Source organism: Homoserinimonas sp. OAct 916, from assembly GCF_003260275.1.
Classification (GTDB): domain Bacteria; phylum Actinomycetota; class Actinomycetes; order Actinomycetales; family Microbacteriaceae; genus OACT-916.
The window spans coordinates 213,071-237,981 of sequence record NZ_QJHB01000005.1 but is presented as its reverse complement, the minus strand read 5'-3'; the positions used below and the strand labels follow the sequence as shown (position 1 = coordinate 237,981).

Sequence of the window (24,911 nt, the reverse complement as noted above, 5' to 3'; positions counted from 1 at the left end):
GTGCCTGCGACCCGGTCATCCATCCAGCCACTCATTCGACCGAAGTATTGACTGCTCCGAGAAAAGGGGTCAAGCGGTGGGCCTGCTCGCACCTTCCCCACTGCTATGGTGGGTGGTTACCGCCCGCAGAGTCGCGTAGGCCGTGATGGGGTACAAACACAATTTCTGCGCGTCTTCCAATTCCTGATGGGGCGGCCCGAATTATGAGCTGATGGGGTGTACAGATGGGTTTCATTAAGGCGTTCGCGGGTGCAATCGGCGGAACTTTTGCAGACCAGTGGAAAGATTTTCTCGTTCCGCCTGCCGGGCTGGCGCCGACTGCAGCGCTTTTTCCCGCGGTGGCCCAGGGGCAGGATGCCGGCCGAGGCTCCAACACCAAGGGTTCTGAGCACATCATCACCAACGGCAGCCGGATCATCGTGCCGGAGGGCTACGGCCTGATGACATTCCAGGATGGTCAACTCACCGGATTCATCGGAGAGCCGGGCGGTTTCATCTTCACCAGCGAGGATCAGAACGCGCAGTCGATCTTTGCCGGAGACGGAATCATCAGCCCCACGATCACGACATCCTGGGAGCGGTTCAAGTTCGGCGGCCAGCCCGCGTCGCAGCAACTCGCGTTCTACGTGAACCTGAAAGAGATCCCGAATAACCGATTCGGCACACAGTCTGAGATCTATTGGGACGACGCGTATCTGAACGCCCAGGTTGGTGCCATCACCCGCGGAAGCTACTCACTTCGTATTGTCGATCCCATTCTTCTGGTCAAAAATTTCATTCCGCTGAGCTACCTCAGCTATGACGCCAAGGTCTTCGACTTCTCTGATCTCGACAATGACGCTGCGAGCCAACTGTTCAACGAAGTCGTCGGTTCGCTCGCCGCAGCGTTCTCCTATTACACGAACGACCCGAGCAAGGGCAATCGGATCGCCCGCATCCAGGGCGACGCGATCGGGTTTGCGCAGTCCCTGAGCGCGGCCGTGGAAGACGGCTACCAGTGGACGACCGATCGGGGTCTGACGATCGTCAAAGTCGCGCTGCAGTCGATTGAATACGATGAAGACACGCGCGCACTGCTCAGCGACGTCAAGAAGGCGGATGCGCTGGGTGGTGCCCGCGGCAACGCGTTCATGCAGCAAGCTGCTGCCCGCGGGTTCGAGGCGGCCGGCTCGAACGAGGGCGGAATGGGCGGGGGTGCCGGCATGGCGTTCCTCGGTATGGGCATGAATGCCGCCGGGGGAGCGGCATCCGGATTCCAGCAGCCCAATACAGCTCCACCACAGCATCAGGAGGCCGCACCCGCTGCCGCCGCACCTGCTGCCGAGGATCCAATGGCGAAACTGCAGCAGTACAAAGGCATGTTGGATCAGGGGCTGATCACCGAGGCTGACTATGAGGCGGCCAAGGCTAAGGTTCTCGGTCTGTAGGCCGGGGGCACCGATGGAGAACCAACCCCCTCAACCCTCACCGACGAACCTGGTTCCTCCCCCCGCGCAGAACGCGCAGGGGATGCCACCGGTTCAGCCTGCACAGGGGCAACCCCCGCCCCCACCTGCGCAGGCAACGCCGCCACCCAACTCAGTCCAGGGGGTGCCGCCTGCCCAGCCTGCGCAGGGAATGCCCCCTGCTCAGGCGGCGCAACAGGCGCCACCAGTGCACAACGACCCGACCGCAGCACCGATCGAGCAGCCGGAGAACACCGGCGACACGCCTCGGGTGATCAAAACCGATGAGGGCGCAAAAGACGGGCTGGCCAAGTGCGCCCGTTGCGGGGCGACCGAGATCTCTCTCAATCTTGCGACGGGGAATCTTCGGTGCGGATTCTGTCGTGCCGAGTTTTCGGCGCAGAACGCGATAGAGGCATTCAATCTCGACGCGGATATTGGCAAACTCGTGGGACTGGTTCTGGGGTCGGGCTCGAGCGACATCGTGCCTTCCACCTCCGAGGTGCTCACCTTCAAGTGCAGCGCCTGTGGGGCGGAGGTGGTGATCGACACCACGAGCAGCACCCAGGCTCGCTGCCACTGGTGTCGCAACACGTTGTCGATGAACCAACAGGTTCCCAACGGTGCGGTTCCCGACATGATTCTCCCGTTCAAGATGACGAAGGAGGCGGCGGTCGAGCGCATCACCCAGTTTGTGAAGAAGCGGCAGTTCTTCGCGCATCCGAAGTTTCGGGCGGAGTTCAACGCCGACAACGTGATGGGGGTGTACCTGCCCTACATGGTTGTGGATATCAACGCTCACGCCCGGCTCAGCGGGCAGGGGGAGCACGAGACACGCTCGTACACAGTCAAGGTCGGCGACGACGACCAACAGCGATACGACGCCGACGTCTACGATGTGGCGCGCGAGTTCGATATCCACGTGAACGATCTCACCGTGGAATCCTCGAGCGAGCGCCTCGACCAGAACACGTCGCAGAACTCCAACAACATCATCAATACGATCATGCCGTTCGACGTTGAGAATTCAGTACGGTACGACGCCAACTACCTCAAGGGTTTCACCTCAGAGCGCAGGGACAGCAACCTCGAGCAGCTCTCGCCGATCGCTCGGGTCCAGGCAGAGGACGTCACCCGCCATCGCGTCAACGAAACCCTCACGTTCTACGACCGTGGAGTGCGCTGGACGCAGGAGGACATTGTCGTGCGCGGTGAACGATGGGTGTCCGCCTACCTGCCGGTCTGGTTGTACAGCTACCAAGAAGTGAAATCGAACGGGAAGACCTTTCTGCACTATGTGGCGGTGAACGCACGCACCGGGGAGACCATGGGAAGCGTTCCGCTTCACCAGAGCCGACTGTTGTTGGTGGCTGGGGCTGTCCAGGTGGTTGGAACGGTCATTGGAATTGTGCTGACGGTGTTGGGAATATGATGCTTACATTGAGCGCGTGGGTGATCGAGAACGGCCAGGTAATGGCCGCATCGTCCTCCGACGGCGAGGGCGGGAACCTTGGGCTCCTGTTCTTGTTGTCTGGGCCAATTTTCTATGTGGTGATCTACCTCAAGTATCGAAACGTCGACAAGCGCCACAAACATGAGTCTGAAACCGAGGCGAGCCTGCACAACATGCAGCTGCACGATCAGTTCGTGCAGTCGAAGACCGGACTCACGAAACGAGAAATGGCCGGGGCAAACAATAACGACGTGCGGGGGGCTCGGCGCAAGTTCTTTTGACAGGGGGAGAGCCTTCGACCCAGGCTGAGCTTGAATCGCCGTCAATCGCGAGTGCGGCCTCGTACGTGGCCTGATCTTCCGGGTCGTTCACGCTGGTGGCTTCAGCCGTCAGATCGGAACGAGTCACCAGATGCAGATCGCCGGGATCGTCGCAGCTCGGACTGGTCAGAATAGTCTGGATCCACGGCGCTACAAGCCATGCCGTGAGTCCGGCGAACGCGACCGTGAGCGCAGCCTTCCAGACTTCATGCCATACGCCGCCGAGGCGCGATTTCCATCCGCGAGAGGCGGCTTCACTTGCTGTGCTCGGGCTCATCGGTTCTCCGTTGCTTCATTGCTCTCAAAGTACGACGCCCAGTACGAGTCAGCACCGCCGTTGAAACTGATTCTCTCACCCAAGACGCCGCGAAAGAAGGGTCGAACTTCTTTCGCGCGAGCGCATTGGGCGCCCGACTTCCCCAGTAGTCCCCTCCGGGTCGACATGGGCGAGTTGGAAACCTCCGGGCATTCCGGGTCTCGCTAATTGCGCGGGCAGAACTGAGCGTCGTAACCCGTGCGGGCGACACGATCGACGTGGCGCACCTGGTCGGGGACGAGTCTGCGGGAGATCCGGTCGCGCAACCAGCCCGGCAGCACGTTCACGGCTGCCGCCAGCGGGCCGACGTAGCCGGGGAGGGTGACCTCAAAGCGCGGTCGTTGGATGGTGCGCAGAACTGCGGCGGCAACATCCGTCGGCTGCAACAGCGTGGCGGCACCCGTCGCAGTTCCCACTGACATGGCGGTCTCGACCACGGTGGGCATGATGACGGATAAGCGCACGGGGGAGCGGTACAGTTCCGCGCGCACCGCCTTCATATAGCCGAAGACACCGTGCTTGGTCGCGGAATAGCTCGCCTCCCCGGGGGTGGTCAGTATCGAGGCTGCCGACGCGACAGTGATGATGTGCCCCGAGCCGCGGGCCACCATCGCGGGTGCCGCGAGCTTCACCCCCAAGATGACGCCGAGAAGGTTCACGGCGATCTGACGCTCGGTCGCGGCGTCGGGTTCGGTGTCGAACGGGCCGGCCCACATCACCCCCGCATTGTTGACCAGAACATCGATGGTGCCCCACTCGGCTTGGATGGTCGCCAGGAAGCTCGCGAATGAAACCGCGTCGGTCACGTCGAGATCGGCGCCGAGGAGGATGCCGGCGATTTCATTCGCGGCCTGCCTCGCCGCCTCGCCATCTTGGTCCCCGATGGCGACCTGGGCACCTGCTGAGGCCAGAAGCCGCGCGATCTCGCGACCGATTCCGTTGGCACCGCCGGTGACCGCGATGATCTTTCCGGTCAGATCTGGTTGCCGAGTCAAGGCTTGTTCCCACTGAGCGTGTGGTTCGATGCTGCACCAACTTGGCTGCCAGCGCGCTTTTGGCCGCGACGTCGTTCGCGTGCGAGATGCCAGAGGTAACGGTCGAAGTCCACCTCCATGGTGTGTCGCGGCGACGCGTAGAACTGTCGCTTGTTGCGTTCATGTTCGGTGGCCATCTGCTCGCGGATCTCGCTCGAGGGCGGGGGAGCGTAGCGTCCGCTCAGGGTCTCGGCCACCCACGCCCCCTGCGCCTCGGCCAGCGGCATCACCGCCCCGACCGGTTGCACCAGCCCGATGAAGAACAGGCCGGGCAGGTCGGGATGCACCGTGCGCTTCCAGAGCGGCAATTCGTTATCGGTCGCGGCGATCAGGGAGGGGGCAAGGAACGGGAACGTCACCGTGTATCCGGTCGCCCACACGATCAGATCGGCCTTCGCACGGGTGCCGTCGACGAATACGACCCCATCGCCGTCTAACCGCTCGATGCCCGGGCGCACGGCGATTCGGCCTTCGGCGATGCGTGCGCGAATCTGGTCCGATTGCACCGGATGTGATTGGCCGGGTCGGTGCGGCGGTCGCGGCAGCCCATATTTGCGCAGGCTGCCCGAGGCCATCGCCCCGATGCGCAACCGCAGCGCGGTCACCCACCACGGCATCCAGCCCGGCAGCACTACTTGGTCGCTGGGGCGTCCGAGCAGAAATTTCTTCAGCACCCATTGGCCGCGGCGAATCGACAGGGTGACGCTCTTCGCACGGTGGGCGCCCTCGACGGCGATATCCATGGCGGAGTTGCCCGCACCGACGACGACAAGATCACGGCCCGCGAGCTGGTCGCCGGATCGGTAGTCGTGGGCGTGAATCTGTTTGCCATCGAACGAGCCGGGGTAGATCGGTTCAGGCCACCGTCGGTCCCAGTGGTGCCCGTTGGCGACCAGCACCGCCTGGTATTCGCCCACCCGCTCGCCATCCGGGCCGCTCGAGCGCACAAGCCAGCTGTGGTCGCCATCGCGCGTGACTTCTTCGACCGTCGTATTGAAGGTGATCGTGTGCCGAAATCCGAAGTGATCGATGTAGTTCTCGAAGTAGTCGTGCACCTGGTCATGCCGGGCATACGGCGGGTAGTCAGCCGGCATCGGAAAATCGGAGAACGCCATCCGGGGGCATGAGGTGTTGATCTCCAGAGTTTCGTAGCAGGCAGAGAGACCGTTTGGGTTGTCGAAAAGCCAATTGCCGCCGATCGCGCTGCCGCTCTCGAACCAGTCGAACGGCACACCGGCAAGGTAGAGCGCCTTTGCAGCGGTGATTCCCGAGGCGCCGGCACCGATGATGCACGTGCGAGGCAGTGACTCGTTCACGGGGACGGGGGCCGTCACCGCTTCGGCACGGTGTTCGGGCTTCACCAAATAGGGCATCGGCGACGCCTCACAGCGGCAGTAGGTGCTTTCAACGCCAGGATGCCCTTCACAGCCCTACCCATCTCCGACTCGGGCCGCGTTACGAATGCGCGCCGTGGCGGTGAGGTCGTTTGGCGGCACGGCAGCCCCAGGGCTGTGAGGCGGTGGAATGTTCGTCATTTAGTCGAAATTGTACCAACATCCTGCCTATTGTGCGTTTGCCGTTGCTGTTTGCCGTTGTGGTTGCCGTTATACGGTCGTTGAATGACCGCAACGCGGCGGTCATCCGCAATCAGGGAAACCTGGGTCGGACCAGACCCCCTTCGTAGGCCGCGACGACCGCCTGAACACGGTCGCGAACATCGAGTTTCGCCAGTATGTGCGCGATATGGGTCTTCACGGTCGTCTCAGCGAGAAAAAGTGCCTGCCCGATCTCTGCGTTGCTGGCTCCGAGGGCCAGATGTCGGAGCACGTCGAGTTCACGGTCGGTGAGACCACTGAACGCGTCGGGCACGCCGCCCTCGTTGGGTGGCGGAGAGTCCACGAAAGCTGCAATCAGCCGCTTGGTGATCACCGGGGAGAGCATCGACTCGTCTGTCATCACGTCGCGCACCGCCTGAATGAGCCTCTCCGGTGACGTGTCCTTGAGCAGGAAGCCGGCAGCACCTGCTCGCAACGCGTGGTAGACGTGCTCGTCGGCATCAAAGGTCGTGAGCACGATGATGCGTGGGGGAGCTGTTGTTCGCATCAGCTCCCGGGTGGCGCCCAGTCCATCCAGTACGGGCATCCGAATGTCCATCAGCACCACATCAACGGTAGAAACGGCGGCAAGTCGCAGTGCTTCCCGGCCGTCAGCCGCCTCACCTATCACTTCGAAATCGGGTTGCTTCTCCAGGATCGATCTGAACCCAGCACGCACCAGGGCCTGATCGTCGACGAGCAGGATGCGGATCATCGTCCCTGCTCCATGGGGATGCGGGCGCGCACAGCAAAGCCGTCTGGTTCGGGCCCCGTGACCAGTTCACCGCCAAACATGCCGACGCGCTCTCTCATGCCCGTTAGCCCGTTGCCTCCTCCGTTCGCGAACTTGGGCGCAGAACCGGCGCACGAATCCACGACTTCGATTCGAAGGTCGTCGGGTCGGGTGACAGTGACCCGCACCTTCCCCGGGCCCGAATGTTTCAGCACATTGGTCAGCGCCTCCTGAATGACTCGATAGACAGCCAAGGCACGCCCGGGATCGAGGTCAAGGTTCTCCTCCACCTCGAGGCGCACGTCGAGACCGGCCACTTTCATCGACTGTGCGAGTGCCGGCAGCGCGGCAAGGTTGGGAGTGGGATCGGCGCCGGCTGCCGATTCGGGGTCACGCAAAAGACCTACCGTGTGGCGCAATTCAGTGAGCACCTCGCGCCCGGTCTGTTCGACGATCAGCAGTGACTCGCGTGCTTTGGTGGCATCGGATGCCAATTCAAGGCGAGCAGAGCCGGCCTGCACGACCATCACGCTGATTCCGTGAGCCATCACATCGTGCATCTCGCGAGCAATCCGGGCGCGCTCCTCGGCCAGCACCTGTGATTGTCGACCCCGTTCCTGTTCGCGCAGCTGCACCATGGCAGCGTCCAGCGCCAGCCCTTGTCTAGTGAGACGCGAAATCACCGCCCCTGACAAATAGGACAGCCCGAACAACGCGCCACCGAAGGCATAGGCTTCCACGTCGGCGAAGGCGGTGGTGCGGATGCCGTATGTGGCCAGCACCAAAACAGCCATTCCGAGTGCAAGCACGGAGGCATGCCGGTGCTCCGACCATCGCGCCACCGAGTAACAGAGTATGACCAGCGGCACGCCCATCCCCCAGAACGTCAAGGCATGCACGGTGAACAGTGAGGCGATAACCAGGGGAACCGCAGCGATCGCAAAAGCTGTGAGCGGCCAGCGGCGACGCACAATCAACGGAACGGCGCAGAGAAGGGAGAGCACGGTGTTGAGCGCGAACGACCCCTCCTGATAACCGGATTCCGGGAGGAAGCGCAGTTCATACTGGCCGATCACGACAAAGGCCGCAGCCACGGCCACATCGAAGCACCACTGGCCGCGACTCAACGACTTCATACGGCCAACGATAGCCGTACATCGAACGCTCCACGGTCGTTCGCAGGTAGGGAATCCCCACTCCGAAAGGATGACGCTGACGCTTCGAACTGCCGACGCGGCGGCCCATACCGGCGACCTAGATTTGCTGAACAAGATTTGCAAAACACGACGTCAGGAGACGAGAAGATGAACAGATCACCCAAGGCAATGACGGTACAGCGGAGTTTTCCAGCGAACGGGATGGCCGCCGTTGGGCTCGGCGGGGCATGGATCGCCGTGGCCGTCGCGGAGACGTTGCTCATTGGCGGGCAAGACGCTCTGAACGACGTCGGCATGATCGGCGAGAACTACCTGGTCATCACGATTGCTGGAATGTTGCATTGGGCGGCGGCGCTCTCGCTCACCGTGGGGCTGGTGGGTGTGGCGCCCCTCATCTGGGCGAGCAGGATAGGGCGCATCGGGTGGTCGCTGACGACGGCCCTGGCCGCCGGGCTCAGTGCGTTCGCGATGGTTCACCTGCTGGCCCTGGAGACGGCGGCGGCCGGCCTGGACGGCCCGGCAATGAACCAGTTCCTGGTCGAACGACTCGGAGATGGCACCGGACCCTGGGTCATCCCGATCTTCTTTGTAGCTCTGGTCGGGCCCTGGTCCTTCGCGCTTCTGCTTTTCGGCCTGGTACGTGTTCGCCGTGTCCATTGGATTTCACCGGTGGTGTTTGTGATCGGTGCGCTGATCCATCTGTTGTTTGCAGCAGAAATTCTCGAATCTCTGAGTGTCTGGGTCATGGCGGCTGGTGGGATGATTGCTGCCTACGGCATCCTGCGGTCCAGGGACCGCGTGGGTGACGACGCGGGTGCAGCGAATGCTCGCGTACGCGAAAGCGATGACCTACGGGTTGGCGGATTCTGATCGTGAACCCGGCGACGGTTCCGCACCCGCACCAGATCCTGCGCACGCTCGCTCCCGGACTGGGTGCGGGGCCGTTCACGGGTGCGGCGTGGCAATTTGCGGGGCGCACACACCGCGACACGGATCCCGACGGGGTTCCGATTGTGCAACGCTTGGTGAATGGATCTGAACGTGTCGTCTGCACTCACGATCCCGGCATCGGAGCTGAGCTGGCGATTCTCACGGTCGTCGGGACCAGGCGGCCAACATGTCAATACCTCCGACAGCCGGGTGGAGCTCACATGGAACGTTGCCGACTCGGAGGCACTCTCTGAGGAACAACAGAGGATGCTGATCACTCGACTCGGGCGTCGACTTATCGCCGGGTCAGTCACCGTCACCGTCTCCGAGCGGCGCTCCCAGCTGCGGAATCGTGAGATCGCCCTAGACAAGCTCGCCAGGCTGGTGAGCGCGGCCCTCGCCCCAGGTTCGCCTCGTCGCCGTGCGACGAAACCCACGCGAGGCTCCGATCGGCGACGCCTCGCGGCAAAGAGCCAGCGGTCAACAACGAAGAGGCAGCGGCAGCGGCCGACCGCCGAGTAGGGCCTGTGGGAGTTGCCGATCACCCGCGCGCGACGGGTTACCGGAAACTGTGTTCTCACGTAGGGTTCAGTCGCCTGCCCGCAGTGGAGCGCTAGGCCAAACATTTAGGCCCCCGATTCCCATACTGGCCAGCGACCGCGGCCCCCGATTGCCCGGCGCCACACAGGCCTGGCGGCAAGAGACTCCGAGCCCTCGGGAAGCGGATTTCAGCTCAGTTGCGTTCGGATGTCAGGACTCCGGCAATGAAACCTATGATCGCCGCGACCGCGGCCACGATCAGCACCATTCGGGTCGGGTATTCCTTCACCGTGGCAGTCGCTTTGTCGCTGATGTCCGAGGCGGTCCTGGTCGCTTGGTGCAGGCCTTTCGAGACGGTCTTGTGAACGGTGTCGACCGCGTCATCCACGGCGCTGGTTGCGGATGCGAATGCCTTCGCTGCTGAGTCAGAGACGTGTCCGGCCGCATCGGTCACCGCGTCTGCAGACTTGGAAACCGCGTCATGCGCAACGTCCGCGGCGGCATCGACTTTGTCCTGTGCTGTGTCATCGGTTGGTGGAGTCATAGTTTTCGTCCGATCTTCTTCGCTTGTTTCGTGGCTGACTTGGCGACTTTATCGGCCTGTTTGGAGGCCCTTTTGCGCGCCTTCTTGACGCGAGGGTCGTTCCAGACCGCGTCGAGGGTTGCTTTGATCTCGCGGTAGCGTGCGCGCCCAGCTTTCGCGCCGTAGGTGTAGGCGACGAACGCCACCACTCCGATCGTGAGCCAGGTGAGAAATTTACGCATGTGATTCCCTTTCTATTTGTTTGGGTTGGAAGTTTCGAGCGGTCGTACTGCGCGTCGAGTTGTCACGCTACGGGTCCTTTGGTTTCGGGTACGTGATCTGCCCGTCGTCTACCTCGGCGAATTCGGTCAGCTCCGCCAGGCGTGTCGATGTTGCAGACATGATGTTGAACACATCGACGCCGGCGACGAGCAATGCGTCCGTGATCAACCGGCGATGGCACCGCCAGGGGACGGCTTCACTGCACATGATGGCCGGCACCCGGTCACCTGCGTCTTCCAACAATTCATGCAGCCCCGACCGAAACGTGTCCGTCGTCATATAGTCGGCGTAGTCTCGGAACGCTTTCACCCGCCACCCGCTGTTGGGACTCACCACATCAACCGGGGTGTACCTTCGGCCCCCAAGATCCTTGATCCATCGATACCCGATGTCAGCCGGCATCGACACTTCAAGCGTCTCCCGGTTCCACTGCGGAAATTTTCGGGAGCCCGGGAGCGAGCGAACATCAACGAGCTCATCCACGCCGTTGTCGCGAAGCATCGCAACAACTTCGTCAAACTCTCGCGTCGAATGACCGATTGTGAAAACCCGCAAAGCAGAGCTATCGTCAGCTGCTCGTTCCACGGAGCGCGTCATGGGCCAACCTCCTGTTGTGCGGCGATCGTGTCAGCGTTCGGTCCGCGCTTCTGGCATCGCGGCGCCGACAGGCTCATTCGCGGGCGCTCAAGCAGAGTTACTTGGAATCGTTCACAGTTCTTGTTTACGGGAACATGCACCCTGTTGCCAAGGGGTTGACATGACGCCCCTTTCGTGCGGGGCCGTTGCCCCTCTACACTGGGCCCATGAAGGACAACTCAGCGAAGAGCGTCGCCCGTGCCGCCAAAAACAGCACCACCTTACGTGTTCTTGCACGACTCGGGTTCGCCACCAATGGGCTTTTGCACATACTCATTGGAGGGATCGCCATCAGTGTTGCTATCGGAGCCGGAGGGGGGTCGGCAGACCAATCGGGGGCGCTCAAACAGTTGGCGTCCACTCCCGGCGGGGTGTTTGTGCTCTGGGCCGTGGTGATCGGCATGTTCGCACTCGGTATCTGGCTGATCATCGCCGCATTTCTTATCCTGGGAGGTGACCCCAAGAAGAAGTGGGCTCGTCGTGTGGCTGAAGTGAGCAAGGGAGTGGTCTACCTCGTTCTCGCGTTCACCGCCTTCACCTTCGCGAACGGCGGCTCATCAAGCTCCTCGGGCAGCGCCAGCGATGCTGCGGGAACCCTGATCTCCTCCCCGGGCGGTGTCATCCTTCTTTTTATCGGCGGGGTCGCAATTCTAGCCATCGGAATCTATTTCATTCGTAAAGGTGTAGCCACCAAATTCACCGAGGATATCGTCGTTCCGCCCGAGCCGGCTCGAAAAATGGTCATGGTGCTCGGTATTGCGGGTTACGTATCGAAGGGCATCGCGTTGGGCGTCGTCGGGGTCCTGGTCGGCGTGGCTGCCATCACTCATGATCCCAGCAAGTCCACCGGTCTCGACGGTGGGTTGAAGACTCTCGCCGAACTTCCTTTCGGAGTCGTGATCCTCTGCGTCGTCGGGGCTGGCTTGATCGCCTATGGCGTTTATTGCTTTGTGCGGGCCCAGCGGGCACGTTTCTGATTGTCGGGCATGGAGTAATTTCTGGCGACTCTCGCCTGAACCGCACTCGCAACCCAGCACGAAAGGGGGACGATATCTGGGCTAAACCGCAACGTCTTTGCTCGACGCCGGCGGCGAGTCGTGTCGCCGCCTTCGGAGCTGACGCTCTCCGTCGATTCGTGACGCCAGGGGTGCCCAGATCAACAGCGTGAGGCCAATGCCAAGCAAGAGCCCGCCAATAGTGTCACTCAGCCAATGGGCACCCAAATACGTGCGACTGAACATCATGGTCACCGTATAGACCGCTGCCGCGAGCCAGACCCACCATTTGGGGAACAGGATCGAGAGAATCAATGCCATGGCCGCGGCATTCGCGACGTGGCCCGATGGAAAAGACCCGAAGTCTACGCTCACCATCAAAGACTCGGGTCGCACTCGACCGAAAAGATGTTTGAGGAGCTGCACGGCACCGCCCGTCAGCACGGTCGCCAAGAAAAAGAACACAGTGGCCCACGGGCGCTTCAGCAGAAGCAGGATACCTATCAGCGCGATCGGCACTATGAAAGTGGCAATCACTCCTCCGCCGAGATTGTTCATCACCAGAGACAGAAACTGCCAGACGGGGGCGCGGTTCTCCATCAACTCGTCCATCCATCTGGTGTCGATCGACAACGCCATGCCGTGATCGCGCGCCGTGATCAGAGCTCCTAACGCGAGAGCCAGGACTATGAGCGCTATTCCGCTAACCCACGGCCAGCGCCTCGCGACACGGTGAGCACGCGGGGTGGCGACGGCCTGCCGATCGCGAGGGGATACCATGAAACAATATTAGGTGCCGTAATCGCACGCTGGTCGCAAGAGAGCAGGTCGTTGCCCGGGTTCACCAACGAAAGCAGAAATGGGAAGAATGACCTCCACACGCTCTGACGCCCAGACCAAAACTCATACCGCGGCCGTCATCTACAACCCGATCAAGGTCGACCTCGACGTCATCAAGGCGGCCGTGAGCGCCGAGCAAAATGCTGCTGGCTGGAATGAAACCCTTTATTTCGCCACCTCCGTCGAAGACGTCGGTCAGGGCGTGGCACGGCAAGCGTTGGAGGCGGGTGCGGATCTCGTCATCGTGGCAGGGGGTGACGGCACCGTTCGAGCCGTAGCTGAAATTCTGCACGAGAGCTCGGCACGCCTCGCGCTGATTCCCTCTGGCACGGGCAACCTGTTGGCGCGCAACCTCGAGTTCACACTCGACGACGTGGAGCATTCAGTGAAGACCGCGTTCACCGGGGTGGAACGGGCTGTGGATGTCGGGCTCATCGACATCCGTCACGGCGACGGTTCGCTCACCAAACATGCCTTCGTGGTCATGGCGGGCCTCGGACTCGACGCGAAAATGCTCGCCAATACCGATGACAAGCTCAAGGCCAAGGTCGGCTGGCTGGCCTACGTCAGTGCCATCGCCAAAGCACTTCGAGATAAGAGTGAGCTGCGAACCCGGTACCGCCTCGATGGCGGACGGACAAAATCGGTGCGCGCGCACACAATCATCATCGGCAATTGCGGCTCCCTTCAAGCGAACGTACTACTGCTTCCGGATGCAGTCGTCGACGACGGACTGTTCGACATCGCTGTTATGCGCCCTGAAGGGGTGTTCGGTTGGCTGCAAGTACTGGTAAAAGTCTTCTGGGAGAACGGCGTGCTCAGGCGAACCAAGCTGGGCGAGAAACTGACGACTCCCGAAGTGCGAGCTCTCAAGTATGCGAAGGCGGCTCGGATCACTATGCGGCTGGGCAGTGCGGAGGAGATTGAGCTCGACGGTGACAATATCGGTGAAGCAACGGCCATCAAGGCGCGGGTGAAGCCGCGCGCCCTCCAGATGATGGTGCCGCGCTGACGCGCACCGTGCGCTGAGTATCCACCGCAATCACTGCCCCGAGGATGACCAGAGACAACGAGATAGAAGCGACGGCGTCGGTGGCCCAGTGATAGCCGAGGTAAATTCTGCTGAGCGCAACAGCCACGATGAGCAGACCTACCAGAATGAACGCGGACACTTCTGCACGCGGATTGTGACGGCGGGAAAAAATCAAATAGGTGAGCAACAAAAGAAAATTGCACGCCCCGAGCACATGCCCCGACGGAAACGAGAAAGTTGAGTCGGCGCCGAACAGCATCAGTTCCGTTGGCGGCCGGTGTCTCCCGACTGCATGAGTGATGGTGAGCGCGAGAACCACGCCAGTGGTCGTTCCAGCGGCCAGAAGCATCGGTCGCCAGATGTGTTTTGCGATGATGGCCCAGGCGACGACGACGACAAGGATGATGATGGGCAGCGCGATCGGGCCGAAACCAACCGCGAGGCCGATCATGATCCCGGTGAGGAAATCTGTTCTGCCGTCATACAGCCAGGATTTCAACGGCGCATCGATCGATGCCGGGGCCACGTTCAGAAGCACCCCCCGCAGCGTCAACAAGAAGCCAGCGAGCCCTATGGTAATGAGCCCTGCAGCAGTGACGTACAGTTTTCTCTTAGCCTCACGCGGCATGAACCGCTCTTCGACCAAGAACTTTTCTCTAAAGCCTGCATCGGAGGTGCTCACGCGCTGGCCACGCGCTTTCGCTCGGTAGTCAGGTCATAGTCGGGTGATGGCCATTTCAGTTGCATCGCTTCGAGTTTCTCAATAATGATCTGCTGCACCGCGAGACGCGCGTACCACTTGTGATCAGCCGGCACGACGTACCACGGCGCGTGATCGGTGGAGGTTCGCGCGATCGCGATTTGGTACGCGTCGTGAAGTTGGCGCCACAGCTCCCGATCGTCCACATCGCTGGGGTTGTACTTCCACAGTTTTGAGCGACGGTGGAGGCGGGAGATGAGTCGCCTCTTCTGTTCTTTTTCGCTTACATGAAGCATCACCTTGACGATCGTGGTCTGGCTCTCAGTGGCGTACCGCTCAAAGGTGTTGATCTGGTTGTAACGTCGCTCGATTGTCTCTGGAGGGGCAAGGTTGCGCACTCGGGCGGCCAGCACATCCTCGTAGTGGGAGCGATCGAAGACACTCACCATGCCCGGCTCGGGGAGTCTTTTGCGAACTCGCCACAGAAAACCGTGCTTCTTCTCCTCGGCGGAGGGTGCTTTGAATCCATGCACCATCACGCCCGATGCGCTCATCCCAGCGAGTGCGTGAGTGATGACTCCGCCCTTTCCAGAGCTGTCCATTCCTTGCAGGACGAGCAGTACTGATCGTTCGCCGCCGACGGTGCTGTCGGCAAAAAGCTTGCCCTGCAGCGTGCGGAGGGACTTCTTGTTCTTGAGCCGAAGCGCAACGCCAGAACGTTTGCCGGAGTCAATCCCGGGCGTCGATGCCGGGTCGACGTCTTCGAGCCGGAAATCGGGCCCAACCCGGAGTAATTCACTTGCTTTTTCTGACCACGCTGTCTTTGACATGGGTAAATAGTAGCGGTTTGCGCCAGCGTATCCGCTCTGTCGCAATAATTCCTTTCCGGCTCATGGAGAAGGAGATGGGTTCGGGTCTGGCGTGATTGATGGAGCCGGTTCTGGTTCGGGTTCCGGATCGGGAGCCGGTGGTTCAGGAGCGGGTGAGGGGTCGGGGGTAAGCGTCGGGACGGGGGACGGGTCAGGCTCAGGTATGGGCGTGGGATCCGGTGTCGTCTCGGGTTCGGGCTCCGGTTCCGGTGGAAGCTCGGGCTTTGATTTCTGTGCATCGATCAATGCGTTCAGGTCAAAGCGCACATTCTCAATCGCCCCGCGAATGCGGGCCTCCCGGTCACCGCCGACATCGCCTCGCGCGGTGGCCTCGGTCAACTGCGCCTGCAGGGATTCAAGGTTAGTCAGCGCGTCTGCGAATTTTCCGGCCGCCGCTACTTCGGCGATGTGCGCGACCGATTCCTGGAGTTTGGCCGCCGTGGCTTCGTCTAGATCAGGCGGCCCGCTGACGCATCCGGTCAGAATGATGCTGCTGGCCAGCACCACAGCGGCCAGATGGCACCGAAATCTTCTCGCGGGCGTCACGGTGTCACGCTTTTCATCAGCTCGTGCAGATGCGTGCCGAGCGGATCGTCAATAGCGGGCAGCGCTGGCGGGCTGGACGTTCCGGACGACAACATTGACCACAGCACTACCGTCACTGTAGCTAGAACCAGAACTCCAAGAATTATGGCCACAATTGCGAGCCATCGACGGAACTGGCCTTGTCTTCGATCGGAGGCGAAACCGCTCTGGTCCAGCGTGTTGTTGTCGGCCGTCACAGCATTGGCCGTGACAGTCTCCCGTGTCAGGGTCGATGTCGACGGTGGCACGGCCCCTCGTGGCTCCTGCAGGTCGAGCCTGACGGTCGGACTGTCCGACCCGTCCGGTGATCCTGGCACCCTCGCGCCCGCCGTGTCGAAGTCGCTTCGCTGCATTGGAACGGTGGGAACTCCAATTTGGTCGAGCGGCATCGTGTCCTGGTTTGCCGATTCCCCCTGCACCGATGAGTGTGACGGTGACCGCTTGTTCAATGAGTGGGCGGCGAGCGTCACGTCGAGGGCAACCGGGCGCTGCCCAGGGTCGCGGACGGTCATTGACCGGAGCAACGTCTGCCAATCCTGATCGAGGGAATCCGGTATCGGTGGGTCGCTCACCAACCGCGCACTGACCGATTCAACCATCGAGCCCGGGAACGCGCGAACTCCGGTCAGCGCCTCGAGAATCACGAGACCAAGCGAATAAATGTCGGACGCGGGGCCAGACCCGTCGCCCGTGGCCTGTTCAGGACTGAGGTAGGCGGCGGTTCCGATAACGGCGCCCGTGGCGGTCAGGCCGATGGAATCTGTCAGGTGCGCGATGCCGAAATCGGCCAGTTTCACGCTGAACTCGCGGTCAGGTAGCGGAGATGCCCTGAGCAGCACGTTGGCCGGCTTGATGTCACGATGCACGACTCCATGGGAATGGACCACGTGGAGGGCTTCGGCGAGATCACACAACATGGCGGCGGCATCATCGTGAGCGACGGGCCCCCGCTCGATGCGGGTGCGCAGGTCTTCGCCGTCTACCAGCTCCATGGTCAGGTAGGCATAGCCGCTCTCAGAGGTGGTTGCGACGCGGGCGTCGAAAACCGTGACGAGCGCGTGGTGGCTCAACGATGCGAGAAGTTTGACTTCGGTCGCGGCCCGCTCCATATCTACCGGGTCGGCCGCATCACGGTGAAACAGTTTGACTGCGACTGTACGGTGAAGCGTCTCATCGGTCGCGGAGTATACCTCCGACATGCCACCTCGGCCCAGGAGGCTCTGGATCCGATACCGCCCGTCGATGAGATCGCCGGCTTCGACGGCACGGCTCACTTTCGCGCCATCTGACAAGAAATCCTCCTCGTTCTGCCACCGATGGCACCGTTGCGTGGGGCAACGGGCCGCTGTGAGTTGATCGTCAGCCCCGACAACATGATATTAGTGGCCGCTCCACTTCGCGGTCTACCGACGGATCTGCCGAAGCTGGAAGTCCTCAGGTGTGGCCTCGTCGTGCGACATTGCGTGGGTGCGCCGAGCCTCCTTCATTTCTCATTCGAATACGTGCTTCTTCCCTTCAACCAGTGCTTGGAGGTTGCTACTCTGGCCCAGTGAGGAGCTTTCAGATATGAAGAACTTCGACACCGTCATCATCGGTGCGGGCGTCTCTGGGCTGACCGTCGCGCGGTTGCTCGCGCAGGCGGGGCAGCGGGTCGTCGTACTCGAGGCACGCGATCGCGTCGGAGGCCGCACCTGGACTGAGCGCTCCGGCAGCTTCACCTGCGACCGTGGCGCCTCGTGGATTCATGGCATCGACGACAACCGATTGACCGCGGTGGTGCACGACTTCGGAATGCGAACGGTCGAGTTCACTGTCGGCAGTTACCAGCCAGACGGAAGACCCATCGCCTATTACGATCCCGCCGGCAAGCGACTGAATGATGGTGCGATCCGCGAGTTCGCCGACGACGTGCGCAACTTCGATCTGCATCTGGCGGTCTCGATCGATGCATCTGAGGTTGGCAGCACTTATTTGGAGGCGATTGAGGCAACCCTGGCCAGATTGGTGTGGGAACCTGACCGCGCTGAGCGAGTGCGGGAGTTCTTGTTGCACCGTTCCGAAGAGCAATACGGGGTGTGGGCGGGAGACCTCGATGCGCACGGCCTCGACGACGACATCGTGGACGGCGACGAGGTGGTCTTTCCCGACGGCTTCGACCAACTCTCTGCGAACCTCGCAGAGGGAATCGATGTCAGACTCGAGCACGTGGTGACGCGCGTCGCGAGGTCGGCCGGCAGAGCCACAGTCAGCTCCAATCAGGGCGAATTCGCCGCTTCGAATGTCGTCGTCACCGTTCCGATCGGGGTCTTGAAATCTGGCACCCTCGCCTTTGATCCCCCGTTGCCCGAATGGCTCACCAGCGCCATCTCCGGTTTCGAGATGAACAGCTTCGAGAAGGTATTTCTGCGCTTCCCCACCAGGTTCTGGGACAAAGACGTCTACGCCATTCGTCAGCAGGGCGACGCCGGTACATGGTGGCATTCCTGGTACGACCTGACCGCCCTGGATGGGGTGCCGACCCTTCTCACCTTCGCCGCGGGGCCGAGCGCCATTGAAACCCGCGAGTGGTGCGACGACAGGATCGTCGAGTCGGTGCTGCAGTCGCTGCGTGGTCTCTACGGGGAGCGAGTGGTGCAGCCAGATCAGGTGCTGGTCACCGACTGGCAGAGCGACCCATACTCTCGTGGTTCCTACGCCTACATGAAGCCCGGATCAACTCCTGGTGACCATGATCTGCTGGCAACGCCGGTCGACGGAGTGCTGCATTTCGCAGGCGAGGCGACGTGGACGGAAGACCCGGCGACCGTGACGGCAGCGCTGCGCTCCGGCCACCGTGCGGCCGAGAATATACTCGGCCGCAAGCTCCAGTTTCGTGAGTTGGCGGATCCGCTCTGATTCGGCGAGTGCCCCAGGAGATTGTTGACGTCGTCTCTTACGCGGATGTCGTGACAGTGCCGTCGAGCCATTCCACGGCCCAGTGGCTGCGGTCGGTGAAGTGGATCGCCTTGACCGTGGGCCGGCACGTGGCCGGTGAGCCACCTCGTCCGATGAACACGTCTGCGGCCTTGATCACCTCGACCAGATCCTCCCATCTCCAGCCGGGGAAGTTTTTGTCGACGTGCTCCTTCGTGAAGCCCTTACCCACGGGAATGACGTGCAGATAGTGGAGAAAATTGCTGATCTGAAGCCCTGTGCGGTGCTCGGCGTAATTGTCCCAGCTGTAGTCGCTCGGGGCGGGGCCGGAACGCGGTGACCACGTGTGAAACTGCACCGCCCCCTCCATCCCGAAGTTTTCGGCATCCGGAACTGCGTCGAGTTTCGCGAGAAAGGTGAGCACCGAACTCGCGATGAGCTCGGCTCGCTCGATTTCACGCTCGTTCCGGAACTCGGGTGGCTCAGGAGCTGCCAGCTGCCACGTCCATGTTGTCTGACCGCGGGTCAGGTAGGGCCCGTTCGGGCCGCTCGCTGTGATGACGTCATCCGGTGACCGGTAGATCGTCACCCAGGCCACTTCCTGATGCCGGTCAGTGATCCGCACGTCGAGAACGCATGCGGGTTGGAGCGCCTCCACGCGGGCCAGGAGGCCCACGGCAAAGTCAGCCCAGCCGCGGGTCGGCGGGAGGTGAAAGATGCGGGCGTTGTCGTGAAGCCCAGACATGAATTGTCCTTTCCATCGTGCTTGTCGCCCGGGAACTCGGGCAACCCGTTCTTTCCCTGGGGCACCCGGTTGATGGATCGGGTTGCCGTGCGGCCAGCCAGGTACTGTCGGCCGCAACTCTGGAACGTACTTTTGACGATAGCTGTGGCGTCCGACATTGGGGGTGCAGGATCGGCCGCAACGACGCATGCGACTCGCGGACGCCCTGCCTGGGCCCAGGGAACCCCACACCGAACACGTGCGGGATTCGCGTCGCCGCAACGATGCAGCTGAAACGCGCGCCCGTCATTGTTGTGCGGTAGTCACTGTTGTGCGGTAGTCACTGATGTCCGGGAGGCTGGTGGGTGACGCGTGCAGCACGGTTCGGCGGGGGCGTGGAGGCCGCCTGGTGTTTTTGGGGTGGGTCGAAGATGCGATAGGCGAGCAGCTTGATGCGGTCGTTGATCAGCGCCCAGACCGCTGCGTATCCCCAAACGAACGCGACCCATCCCAGAGGCAGGGGAGTCATGAGGATCCCGAACAGCGCGAAGCAGGTGGCGATCAATTGGGTTCCGAAGACGGCAATCACCAGGATGCGGGCGGGCCGTTGAGACCAGAACGGCCCACGGGTGCGGGTCAGAAAAATAGTGAGATGCCCGGCCACGGAGAGCATCAGGTACATCATCGTCTGCAACTCCGGGCGCGACAGGTGAAAGACCTCCTCGCCGAGATAGAACAAGCCGAACGCTGCGATCGGGCCCATGATCCCGAGCACGGTGGAGATGCTCAACACCAGGCGCATGTTCCATTTTTCGGGCTTCTTCTTGTAGCGCACGTTGTCGTACGCGATTGACAGGATCGCGCCATCGTTCATCAGCGCAAGGATCACGATCATGATCGCGGTCAACGGGTAGAAGTTGAAGAACAGGATCGCCGCAGTCATGAACAGCAGCACCCGCAATGTTTCAGCGATGCGGTAGATGGCGTAGCTGTTCATGCGTTGGAAGATTCTGCGGCTTTCTTTGATCGCGTCGATGATCACCGATAGTCCTGGCGTCATGAGCACGATGGCGGCCGCAGCGCGTGCGGCGTCGGTGGCGCCAGAAACCGCGATACCGCAGTCGGCCTCCTTCAGCGCTGGCGCGTCGTTCACTCCGTCTCCGGTCATCCCGACGATGTGACCGCTCTTCTGCAACACGTCGACGATATGGAACTTGTGTTCCGGGAACACTTGAGCGAATCCGTCTGCTGTCTCGATCGAAGCCGTCGTTGCAGGGGTCTTCTGCTGCGTGGAGTCGCCGAGACCGGCCGCGTCGAGGACGTTGGTTCCCAGGCCGAGTTTCTTCGCTGTCTCCTGCGCGATCGCCAGTTGGTCGCCGGTGACCATCTTCACGGCGACACCCATCGCGACTGCTTCGGCGATCGTCGCTTTCGCGTCATCCCGAGGCGGGTCGAACAGGGGAAGCACCCCCTGGAACCTCCACTCGCCCTCTTTGTCGGCCCGTGCGACACCGAGAGAGCGGAAGCCGCGGGCAGCGAACTCTGCGACAGCCTTCTGCACCGCGGGGGTGACCGAAGTGGCGTCTGCGCACATGGCCAGGATCACTTGCGGTGCACCCTTGGTGACGGTGAACGGCGCACCGTCCTTCGGCGTGACGGTCGCTTCGGTCCGTTTGTGAACGGGGTCGAAGGGGCGAAATTGCGTGACCACGTAGTCGCCGAGGTTCTGGTCGGCAGTGACACCGCTGATCACGGCGAGGTCGATCGTGTCCGAGTCTTCTGCACGGGAGGCCAGAGCCGCGAAGAGAATTACGGAGCCGGCGTCCACACCGCTGACTGAATACGGCTCCCCGAGAGTGAGTTGATTCTGGGTGAGAGTGCCGGTCTTGTCTGAGCAGAGGATGTCGACACCGGCGAGTTCCTCGATAGCCGACAGTCTCGTCACGATCGCTTTCTTCTTTGCCAACAAACGGGCCCCAACCGCCATCGTCACCGACAGAACCGTCGGCATCGCCACCGGGATCGCTGCCACCAGGAGCACCAATGCGAATTGGATCGTTGTGAGGATCGGATCCCCACGGAAGGTCGCGACCGCAATGATCGCCGCCACCATCACCAGAGCGAGAACGATGAGGAAATTGCCGATCTTCAGTACCGCGCGCTGAAAATGGCTGACACTGTGGGCCTCCTGAACCAGACGCGCCGTCGCTCCGAAATACGTGCCCGACCCGGTTGCATAGACCAGGCCGTCGCTCTCGCCCTGACGTATGATCGACCCGGAATACGCGGCATCACCCGTTTTCAGGCTCACCGGCAACGATTCACCGGTCAACGCCGACTGGTCGACTTCCACGGGATCACCGGCGCGCAGGCGCACGTCTGCCGGAATGATGTCGCCGAGCCGCACCCGGATCACGTCGCCAGGCACCAGTTCGCGTGCGGGATGCTCGGCCCATGCCCCGTCTCGTTTGACCGTGGCAGTGATCGCGAGCTGCGCTTTCAGTGCAGCTACAGCGTTTCCGGCCTGACGTTCCTCGGTGAACCCGACCACTGCGTTGGCCAGAAGCAGAACCAGGATGATGAAGAAGTCCGGCCAATGTCCCACCACAGCCGAAAGGATGACTGCCACCTCGATCATCCACGGAATCGGCCCCCAGAAGTAGCCCAGAAACTTCCAGAACGCATTCGACTTCTTCTCCTCGATCTCGTTCGGACCGTACCGAACCAGAGAAATCTCGGCGTCAGCTTGGCTGATCCCCTCAGGGGATGAGCCCAGCTTCGTTTCGAGCTCGGCCAAGGGAAGTGTTTTGTAGTCATCAGCAGGGGTGGTTGCAGGGACAACGATTGTGGTTTTTGGCGTCACCGCTCCGTTAATCCGGCGGCCGGGGGTCGTGCTGTGGTTGTGGGTCATCTTCTTGACCTTTGGTCCTGACGATCAGGGGTGCCGCCGGAGTAAGGCGCGGGTGATCGATGGGCCGGCTGAGTCGGGGTTTTGCCGGCAACGGCAGCGGGAGGAATCGGCAGTGTCTGCGGTTCGAGCGAAGCCACCTGCATCGAGGTGTCATAGTGGCGAAGGTGCAGGGGTGGCCCGCTCGTTCGGTCATAAGTTGCGTGCGTGCGCGTCAGCTTGACGCGGAGTGTTCCGCCGGCCATGCGCAGCCCGAAGCTCATTCGTGAGAAGCCGCGTGGTAGTCGCGGGGTGAAGGCAAGTCCAGTCTCGTCGTGGCGCATGCCGCCGTAGCCGGCCACCAGTGCGCTCCATATTCCGGCGAGGGAAGCGATGTGCAATCCGTCGCGAGTGTTGTGTCCTGTATCGTCCAGGTCGAGAAACGCCGACTCGGCGAGGTAGTCATGCGCGAGGTCCAACTGGCCGATCTCGGCAGCAATTATTGCTTGCACACTGGACGACAGCGACGAGTCGCGCACGGTCAACGCGTCGTAATAGGCGAAGTTGCGGGCCTTCTGCTCTGCAGTGAACGCGTCTGAACGAAAGTGCATCGCCAACACGAGGTCGGCTTGTTTGACCACTTGTTTGCGGTACAGGTCGAAGTAGGGAAAATGCAGCAGCAACGGGTACTGATCGGCGCCGGTCTTCTCGAAGTCCCATTTCTCATGATGAGTGAACCCCTCAGACTGCGGATGCACCCCGAGCGTGTGGTCGAATGGGATGAACATCCCAGCTGCTGCGCGACGCCAGATGGCCGCCTCGTCGTCACCGACCTGAAGGTCGGCGACACGCTCCGGATGCCGTGCGATGGTGTCAGCGGCTGCAACCAGGTTCCGTTGCGCCATCAGATTGGTGTAGACATTGTTGTCGGCGACGGCGCTGTACTCGTCCGGACCGGTGACCCCGTCGATGCGAAATCGCCCATCCGCGTCGAAATACCCGAGCGACGTCCACAAGCGTGCGGTGTGGACCAGCAGGTCGACACCCACTGACTGCTCGAACTCACGGTTGCCGGTTGCATTCACGTAGCGAAGAACAGCGTCGGCGATATCCGCGTTGATGTGGAAAGCGGCGACTCCCGCAGGCCAGTACCCGGAGCACTCCTCGCCGTGAATGGTGCGCCAGGGGAAGGCCGCGCCAGCAAGGCCCAACTGTGACGCGCGGGTGATCGCCGCAGGCAGGGTGTCCTGCCGCCACCGCAACCCATTTGCCGCTGCCTCAGGAACGAGATAGGTCAACGCCGCAAGCACATAGCTCTCCATGTCCCAGAATGCGTGGCCGTCATAGCCGGGCCCGGTCAACCCCTTTGCGGGAATGGCCACGCCCTCGGCCCGCGCTCCCGCCTGCAGAGTGTGGAAGAGCGCGAACCGCGCCGCCTGTTGAAGGCGCACGTCACCCTCGATCCGAATGTCGCAATGTTCCCAGTAATCATCGAGATAGCTGCGCTGTTCGGCGACAAGGTCATCCCAGCCAGCGCTCGTCGCCCCGGTGAGGGCGGCGTCGGCCTGGTCACGAAGGGCCGGCAGCGAGCGGGAACCAGACCACGCAAACGCGACCATCTTCACGAGACGGAGTCGTTGTCCGGGGACCAGGTCGGCCGACACGCTCACGCGGCCCAGGTCTGGCGAACTGTCTGAACTGACCTTGGTGCCCGCGGGCCCATCCACAACATGGTCCATCGAGCTCGCGATCGTCAACCTGCTTTGCCGTGTGACGTGCGCCAGGGCAACCCGGCGCCCGTCAGAACGGTGTTCAGCACCCTCGAGGACATCCGCCAGCTCACGCGCTGCACGAGGGTCCGCCGCCTGGGGCGGAAGCGGTTCGTTCGCGATCAACTCCGACTGCAGCACCACCCGCGCCGGCCCGTCAAGAACCTCGACCCCATAATCCACCGCTGCAATCGAGCGCTGGGAGAAGGAGACGATCCGCGACGAGGTCATTCGGATCGCGCGGCCAGCAGGTGAGATCCACTCCACCCGCCGACGCAGAAGTCCGGTGCGAAAATCCAGGCAGAGCTCGTGGGAGCGCAGCACGCCGGTGCGGATGTCAAATGGTTCATCATCGACCAGTAAGCGGATCACCTTGCCGTTGGTCACATTGATCATGGTCTGACCAGACTCGGGATACCCGAATCCGGCCTCGGCGTAGGGAAGCGAGCGCAGTTCGAACACACCATTCAGGTAGGAGCCCGGGAGCCCATGTGGCTCTCCCTCGTCGAGATTGCCGCGCCAGCCGAGATATCCGTTCGAGAGCGCAAATATGGACTCCACTTGAGCCAACACGCTCAGATCCAACCCACTGGCGCGCAGACGCCACGGTTCAGCCACGAAATCTGGGTGCG

At 61.9% G+C, this 24,911-nt stretch carries 23 protein-coding genes and 1 riboswitch; of the genes, 8 read left to right on the top strand and 15 right to left on the bottom strand.

From position 1 onward, the window contains the following. Positions 1-224 precede the first annotated feature (224 nt). The 3 genes from DL891_RS07750 to DL891_RS07740 all read left to right on the top strand — a co-directional run bounded on the left by DL891_RS07750 (position 225) and on the right by DL891_RS07740 (position 3,179). Positions 225-1,427, top strand: a complete 1,203-nt coding sequence (locus DL891_RS07750; RefSeq protein WP_111719847.1) for an SHOCT domain-containing protein — start codon at positions 225-227, stop codon at positions 1,425-1,427. Positions 1,428-1,617: 190 nt separating this feature from the next. Continuing rightward, complete coding sequence (locus DL891_RS07745) at positions 1,618-2,877, top strand: TFIIB-type zinc ribbon-containing protein (protein ID WP_232819058.1); 1,260 nt, start codon at positions 1,618-1,620, stop codon at positions 2,875-2,877. Continuing rightward, positions 2,874-3,179 carry a growth/differentiation factor gene (locus tag DL891_RS07740; protein ID WP_157962437.1) on the top strand — a complete coding sequence of 102 codons (306 nt, stop codon included), beginning with the start codon at positions 2,874-2,876 and terminating at the stop codon, positions 3,177-3,179. The genes DL891_RS07745 and DL891_RS07740 overlap by 4 nt, the downstream gene beginning before the upstream one ends. Positions 3,180-3,698: 519 nt before the next feature. On the opposite strand, the gene DL891_RS07735 is transcribed toward DL891_RS07740, so the two are convergent. The 4 genes from DL891_RS07735 to DL891_RS07720 all read right to left on the bottom strand — a co-directional run bounded on the left by DL891_RS07735 (position 3,699) and on the right by DL891_RS07720 (position 8,032). After that, complete coding sequence (locus DL891_RS07735) at positions 3,699-4,529, bottom strand: SDR family oxidoreductase (protein ID WP_111719845.1); 831 nt, start codon at positions 4,527-4,529, stop codon at positions 3,699-3,701. Then, entirely contained in the window at positions 4,526-5,941 is a 1,416-nt protein-coding gene (locus tag DL891_RS07730; protein ID WP_111719844.1) for an NAD(P)/FAD-dependent oxidoreductase, read from the bottom strand. The genes DL891_RS07735 and DL891_RS07730 overlap by 4 nt, the downstream gene beginning before the upstream one ends. Positions 5,942-6,215: 274 nt before the next feature. Beyond that, positions 6,216-6,878 carry a response regulator transcription factor gene (locus tag DL891_RS07725; protein WP_111719843.1) on the bottom strand — a complete coding sequence of 221 codons (663 nt, stop codon included), beginning with the start codon at positions 6,876-6,878 and terminating at the stop codon, positions 6,216-6,218. Beyond that, complete coding sequence (locus DL891_RS07720; protein ID WP_111719842.1) at positions 6,875-8,032, bottom strand: sensor histidine kinase; 1,158 nt, start codon at positions 8,030-8,032, stop codon at positions 6,875-6,877. The genes DL891_RS07725 and DL891_RS07720 overlap by 4 nt, the downstream gene beginning before the upstream one ends. Positions 8,033-8,200: 168 nt before the next feature. Between DL891_RS07720 and DL891_RS07715 the strand changes: the two genes are divergently transcribed. Then, positions 8,201-8,923 carry a hypothetical protein gene (locus tag DL891_RS07715; RefSeq protein WP_157962436.1) on the top strand — a complete coding sequence of 241 codons (723 nt, stop codon included), beginning with the start codon at positions 8,201-8,203 and terminating at the stop codon, positions 8,921-8,923. Between the two features lie 159 nt (positions 8,924-9,082). Beyond that, complete coding sequence (gene arfB / locus DL891_RS07710) at positions 9,083-9,505, top strand: alternative ribosome rescue aminoacyl-tRNA hydrolase ArfB (RefSeq protein ID WP_111719840.1); 423 nt, start codon at positions 9,083-9,085, stop codon at positions 9,503-9,505. 211 nt (positions 9,506-9,716) lie between these two features. Here arfB and DL891_RS07705 read toward each other — a convergent pair whose 3' ends face one another. The 3 genes from DL891_RS07705 to DL891_RS07695 all read right to left on the bottom strand — a co-directional run bounded on the left by DL891_RS07705 (position 9,717) and on the right by DL891_RS07695 (position 10,925). Beyond that, on the bottom strand, positions 9,717-10,067 hold the full coding sequence (locus tag DL891_RS07705; protein ID WP_111719839.1) for a hypothetical protein: 351 nt from the start codon (positions 10,065-10,067) through the stop codon (positions 9,717-9,719). Then, positions 10,064-10,288 (bottom strand): hypothetical protein, encoded by a 225-nt coding sequence (locus DL891_RS07700; protein ID WP_111719838.1) that lies wholly within the window; start codon positions 10,286-10,288, stop codon positions 10,064-10,066. The genes DL891_RS07705 and DL891_RS07700 overlap by 4 nt, the downstream gene beginning before the upstream one ends. A gap of 67 nt (positions 10,289-10,355) precedes the next feature. Continuing rightward, positions 10,356-10,925, bottom strand: coding sequence for a DUF488 family protein (locus tag DL891_RS07695; RefSeq protein ID WP_111719837.1), 570 nt, complete (start codon positions 10,923-10,925; stop codon positions 10,356-10,358). Positions 10,926-11,131: 206 nt separating this feature from the next. On the opposite strand from DL891_RS07695, the gene DL891_RS07690 reads away from it, so the two are divergent. Further along, a complete protein-coding gene (locus DL891_RS07690) occupies positions 11,132-11,941 on the top strand; it encodes a DUF1206 domain-containing protein (protein ID WP_111719836.1) in 810 nt (269 codons plus the stop codon). An 81-nt stretch (positions 11,942-12,022) separates the two neighbouring features. Here the strand turns inward: DL891_RS07690 and DL891_RS07685 are convergent, their stop codons facing one another. Further along, positions 12,023-12,739 (bottom strand): phosphatase PAP2 family protein, encoded by a 717-nt coding sequence (locus DL891_RS07685; RefSeq protein WP_111719835.1) that lies wholly within the window; start codon positions 12,737-12,739, stop codon positions 12,023-12,025. Positions 12,740-12,827: 88 nt separating this feature from the next. Between DL891_RS07685 and DL891_RS07680 the strand changes: the two genes are divergently transcribed. Further along, positions 12,828-13,811 (top strand): diacylglycerol kinase family protein, encoded by a 984-nt coding sequence (locus tag DL891_RS07680; protein WP_111719834.1) that lies wholly within the window; start codon positions 12,828-12,830, stop codon positions 13,809-13,811. On the opposite strand, the gene DL891_RS07675 is transcribed toward DL891_RS07680, so the two are convergent. The 4 genes from DL891_RS07675 to DL891_RS07660 are packed head-to-tail and all read right to left on the bottom strand — an operon-like array spanning position 13,762 to position 17,260. Continuing rightward, positions 13,762-14,514 (bottom strand): phosphatase PAP2 family protein, encoded by a 753-nt coding sequence (locus DL891_RS07675; RefSeq protein ID WP_232819057.1) that lies wholly within the window; start codon positions 14,512-14,514, stop codon positions 13,762-13,764. The two genes, DL891_RS07680 and DL891_RS07675, sit on opposite strands and share 50 nt — an antisense overlap. Next, positions 14,511-15,362, bottom strand: a complete 852-nt coding sequence (locus DL891_RS07670) for a PPK2 family polyphosphate kinase (RefSeq protein WP_111719833.1) — start codon at positions 15,360-15,362, stop codon at positions 14,511-14,513. The genes DL891_RS07675 and DL891_RS07670 overlap by 4 nt, the downstream gene beginning before the upstream one ends. Positions 15,363-15,422: 60 nt before the next feature. After that, positions 15,423-15,947, bottom strand: a complete 525-nt coding sequence (locus DL891_RS17720) for a hypothetical protein (protein WP_157962435.1) — start codon at positions 15,945-15,947, stop codon at positions 15,423-15,425. Then, positions 15,944-17,260: a serine/threonine-protein kinase gene (locus tag DL891_RS07660; RefSeq protein ID WP_111719831.1), complete on the bottom strand. Its 1,317-nt coding sequence runs from the start codon at positions 17,258-17,260 to the stop codon at positions 15,944-15,946. The genes DL891_RS17720 and DL891_RS07660 overlap by 4 nt, the downstream gene beginning before the upstream one ends. Positions 17,261-17,426: 166 nt before the next feature. Between DL891_RS07660 and DL891_RS07655 the strand changes: the two genes are divergently transcribed. After that, positions 17,427-18,881, top strand: a complete 1,455-nt coding sequence (locus DL891_RS07655) for a flavin monoamine oxidase family protein (protein WP_368665625.1) — start codon at positions 17,427-17,429, stop codon at positions 18,879-18,881. A 37-nt stretch (positions 18,882-18,918) separates the two neighbouring features. Here DL891_RS07655 and DL891_RS07650 read toward each other — a convergent pair whose 3' ends face one another. From DL891_RS07650 to DL891_RS07640, 3 genes are all read right to left on the bottom strand, one after another. Further along, positions 18,919-19,644, bottom strand: a complete 726-nt coding sequence (locus DL891_RS07650) for a hypothetical protein (RefSeq protein ID WP_111719829.1) — start codon at positions 19,642-19,644, stop codon at positions 18,919-18,921. Between the two features lie 12 nt (positions 19,645-19,656). After that, positions 19,657-19,770, bottom strand: a riboswitch (SAM riboswitch). Positions 19,771-19,963: 193 nt separating this feature from the next. After that, positions 19,964-22,534, bottom strand: a complete 2,571-nt coding sequence (locus DL891_RS07645) for a plasma-membrane proton-efflux P-type ATPase (protein ID WP_111719828.1) — start codon at positions 22,532-22,534, stop codon at positions 19,964-19,966. After that, positions 22,531-24,897, bottom strand: a complete 2,367-nt coding sequence (locus tag DL891_RS07640; protein WP_232819056.1) for a glycoside hydrolase family 65 protein — start codon at positions 24,895-24,897, stop codon at positions 22,531-22,533. Before DL891_RS07640 ends, DL891_RS07645 begins: the two co-directional genes overlap by 4 nt. Positions 24,898-24,911: the final 14 nt, after the last annotated feature.